Annotated in this window: 4 protein-coding genes; all 4 read left to right on the plus strand. The window is 70.4% G+C overall.

Annotated features, from left to right (window positions below; genetic code table 11):
• A partial coding sequence (locus tag PKE44_RS16555) for a hypothetical protein (RefSeq protein ID WP_324553421.1) occupies positions 1 to 207 on the plus strand: 207 nt, incomplete at its 5' end.
• A gap of 93 nt (positions 208 to 300) precedes the next feature.
• The gene (locus PKE44_RS16560; protein WP_324553424.1) at positions 301 to 2,013 is read left to right on the plus strand and encodes a proline--tRNA ligase; all 1,713 of its coding nucleotides are present in this window, start codon (positions 301 to 303) and stop codon (positions 2,011 to 2,013) included.
• A gap of 167 nt (positions 2,014 to 2,180) precedes the next feature.
• A complete protein-coding gene (gene nudB, locus PKE44_RS16565; RefSeq protein ID WP_324553427.1) occupies positions 2,181 to 2,624 on the plus strand; it encodes a dihydroneopterin triphosphate diphosphatase in 444 nt (147 codons plus the stop codon).
• A gap of 56 nt (positions 2,625 to 2,680) precedes the next feature.
• Positions 2,681 to 3,259, plus strand: a complete 579-nt coding sequence (locus PKE44_RS16570) for a BON domain-containing protein (RefSeq protein ID WP_324553430.1) — start codon at positions 2,681 to 2,683, stop codon at positions 3,257 to 3,259.
• Positions 3,260 to 3,543 lie beyond the last annotated feature (284 nt).

Genomic DNA, 3,543 nt, shown 5'->3' on the forward strand with positions numbered 1-3,543 from the left:
GGGGGCAATGCCGACAACGCGCCGCGCCCGCCCGATCAGGCGCGCGCCGCCGCCTGCGACACCGCCCGCCACAACCTCGCGCTGCTCGAAAAGGACGGCCCCGTCGCCAAGGCCGGCCCGGACGGAAAGAACGTGCTGCTCGAAGGCGAGGCGCGCGCCCGCGAGCTGGATCGCGCGCGCAAGGCCGTCGCGTATCTCTGCGACTGAGGCCGCCGGCGCCGCCCCCTGCGCCGGCGCAGTGCGGCTCCGGTACACTCGCGCCCTTTCCGTCTCGCGAGTCACCGGAGTCCCGCCGCCGCCATGCGCGTATCCCGCTTCCCGCTCTACACCGTCAAGGAAACCCCGGCCGACGCCGAGGTGATCAGCCACAAGCTGATGCTGCGCGCCGGCCTGATCCGCAAGATCGCCGCCGGCGTCTACACGTGGATGCCGCTCGGGCTGCGCGTGCTGCGCAAGGTGGAGGCGGTCGTGCGCGAGGAGATGAACGGCATCGGCTGCCTGGAGATCCTGATGCCGGCCGTGCAGCCGGCCGAACTCTGGCAGGAATCCGGCCGCTGGCAGCAGTACGGCCCCGAACTGCTGCGCCTGAAGGACCGCCACGAGCGCGACTTCTGCTTCGGCCCGACGCACGAGGAAGTCGTCACCGATCTGTTCCGGCGCGAGATCAAAAGCTACAAACAGCTGCCGATCGCGTTCTATCAGGTGCAGACCAAGTTCCGCGACGAGGTGCGCCCGCGCTTCGGCGTCATGCGCGCGCGCGAGTTCCTGATGAAGGATGCCTACTCCTTCCACGTCGATCAGGCCTCGCTGCAGCAGACCTACGACGACATGCACGGCGCCTACTCGCGCGTGTTCACGCGCCTCGGCCTCGACTTCCGGGCCGTGCTCGCCGACACCGGCTCGATCGGCGGCTCCGGCTCGCACGAATTCCACGTGCTCGCCGACTCCGGCGAGGACGACATCGCCTTCTCCGATGCCTCCGGCTACGCCGCCAACGTCGAACTGGCCGAAGCCCTGGCCCCGGCCGGCGAACGCCCGGCCGCCGGCGAGGCGCTGACGCGCGTGCATACGCCGAAGGTCAAGACCATCGCCGAGCTGGCCGCCTTCCTGAAGATCCCGGCCGAACGCACGCTGAAGGCCGTCGTCGTCGACGGCAGCGACGGCCGGCCGGTGCTGCTGCTGCTGCGTGGTGACCACGAGCTGAACGAGATCAAGGCCGAAAAGCTGCCGGAAGTGGCCGAACCGCTGACGTTCTCGACCCCGGCCGCGATCAGCGCCGCCTTCGGTGCCCAGCCCGGCTCGCTCGGCCCGGTCGGCTTCGACGGCGTGGTCATCGCCGATCGCAGCGCCGCCGTGCTCGCCGATGCCGTGACCGGCGCCAACGAGGACGACTGGCACCTCAGCGGCTTCAACTTCGGCCGCGACTGCCCGGAGCCGCGCGTCGCCGACCTGCGCAACGTCGTCGCCGGCGACCCGAGCCCGGACGGCCAGGGCCGGCTTTCGATCCGCCGCGGCATCGAGGTCGGCCACATCTTCCAGCTCGGGCGCAAGTACAGCGACGCGCTCGCCGCGAACGTGCTCGGCGAGGACGGCCAGAACCTGACCGTGACCATGGGCTGCTACGGCATCGGCGTCTCGCGCGTCGTCGCCGCCGCGATCGAACAGAACTGGGACGAGCGCGGCATCCTGTGGCCGGCGGCGATGGCGCCGTTCCAGCTCGCGCTGCTGCCGATGAACGCGCACAAGAGCGCCGCCGTGCGCGAGGCGGTCGAGCAGCTCTACGCCGACTGCCGGGCCGCCGGCATCGACGTGCTGCTCGATGACCGCGAGGCGCGCCCCGGCGTGATGTTCGCGGACATGGAGCTGATCGGCATCCCGCACCGCGTCGTCATCGGCGAGAAGGGGCTTGCCGCCGGCAGCGTCGAGTACAAGGGCCGGCGCGACGCCGAAGCCCTCGCCGTGCCGCTCGCAGGTCTCATCGACTTCCTGCGCGAGCGCCTCGGCGCGGCCTGAGGGAAGGCCCTTCCCGGGCCACGCAGCTGCGCGAAGGACGCGCGCCTGCCGGTGCGCAGGCCCGGCGCCCCGAGCGGGCGCGCGTCAGGCTCATCGACGCCTCCGGAGCGGCCGCAATGGCCGCTTCCCGGGCCTTCCCGGATACCCGCAACTTTTGCAGGTGCCCGATGACCGCCTCGCCATGGAAACGCCCCGAATCCGTGCTCGTCGTCGTGCACACGCGCGGCGGCCTCGTGCTGCTGCTGCGCCGCCTCGCCCCGCCCGATCACTGGCAGTCGGTGACCGGCAGCCTCGAATGGCACGAGTCCGCCCCAAAAGTTGCGGCCCGGCGCGAACTCCTGGAGGAAACCGGGATCGATGGGGGCAGGCTGATCGATACCGGCGTCGTCAACCGCTATCCGATCCTGCCGCCGTGGCGGGCGCGCTACGCGCCCGAAGCCACGGAAAACCGGGAATACGTGTTTCTGCTCGAACTCGCGGAACCTTGTCCGATCCGGTTGTGTCCTGAGGAACACGACGCTGTCGTCTGGCTGCCACGTTTGGCAGCAGCGCAACAGGTGTTTTCGTATACGAATCGCGAGGCCGTGCTCGCGTTCGTCCCCAGGCAGTGAAACCGCTGTCCAGCTGCACTCCGGCAGCCATTCAGAACAACAGAAGGAGAATCCCGATGAACCAGCACTCGAGCCGTTCGCGCCTGCGTTCCGCCATTGCACTGGCCCTCTGCCTCGGCGTCGGTGGCCTGACCCTCGCCGGTTGTGCCAGCACGGCCACCAGCGAGAGCGCCGGCGAGTACGTCGACAACGCCGCGATCACCGCCAAGGTCAAGGAGAAGTATCTGGCCGATCCGGGCATCAAGAGCCTGAAGATCGAGGTTGCGACCTACAAGGGCGTGGTGCAGCTGACCGGCTTCGTCGAGTCGGCCGACCAGAAGGCGCGCGCCGAGCAGCTCGCCGCGAGCGTCCAGGGCGTCGAGTCGGTCAAGAACGAGATCGTCGTGCTGAGAAAGGGCGAGACCGCCGGTCAGTACATGGACAGCGCCGCGATCACCGCCAAGGTCAAGGCGAAGATCGCCGAGGATCCGCACCTCAGCGCCTTCGCGATCGAGGTCGAGACGCAGCGCGGCATCGTGCAGTTGAGCGGCTTCGTCGACAGCTCCGCGCAGCGCACGGCGGCCGGTCGCATCGCGCGCTCGGTCGAGGGCGTGAAGTCGGTGAAGAACAGCCTGACCGTCAAGCCGCGCAGCTGAGCGGCTGCCGCGTCGCCCGTCATCGGGGCCCGGCCGGAGCGATCCGGCCGGGCCCCGGCGTTTTTCAGCGCGGCTCCCTGCCGACATGGCGGGAGCCGTTGCCGCCTCAGGGCTTTTCCGGGGCGTCCTGCTTGGCCAGCGCCTCGCGCAGCAGCGACGCGAACGCGCTCTCGACCGGCTGCTCGGGCGCGGCGCTGGCGCGCACCGGTTCGCGCTCGCGGCGCGGTTCCTTGCGGTCACCGCGTTCGGCACGGCGGCGCGGCGCCTCGCCATCCGGACGCGGC

The sequence above is a fragment of the Plasticicumulans sp. genome, assembly GCF_035331805.1.
Lineage (GTDB): Bacteria > Pseudomonadota > Gammaproteobacteria > Competibacterales > Competibacteraceae > Plasticicumulans.

What these genes read in the sequence shown, in the direction of transcription:
- PKE44_RS16570 (WP_324553430.1), top strand. Translation starts at nt 2,681, where the DNA reads ATGAACCAGCACTCGAGCCGTTCGCGCCTGCGTTCCGCCATTGCACTG.
- PKE44_RS16560 (WP_324553424.1), top strand. Translation starts at nt 301, where the DNA reads ATGCGCGTATCCCGCTTCCCGCTCTACACCGTCAAGGAAACCCCGGCC.
- nudB (WP_324553427.1), top strand. Translation starts at nt 2,181, where the DNA reads ATGACCGCCTCGCCATGGAAACGCCCCGAATCCGTGCTCGTCGTCGTG.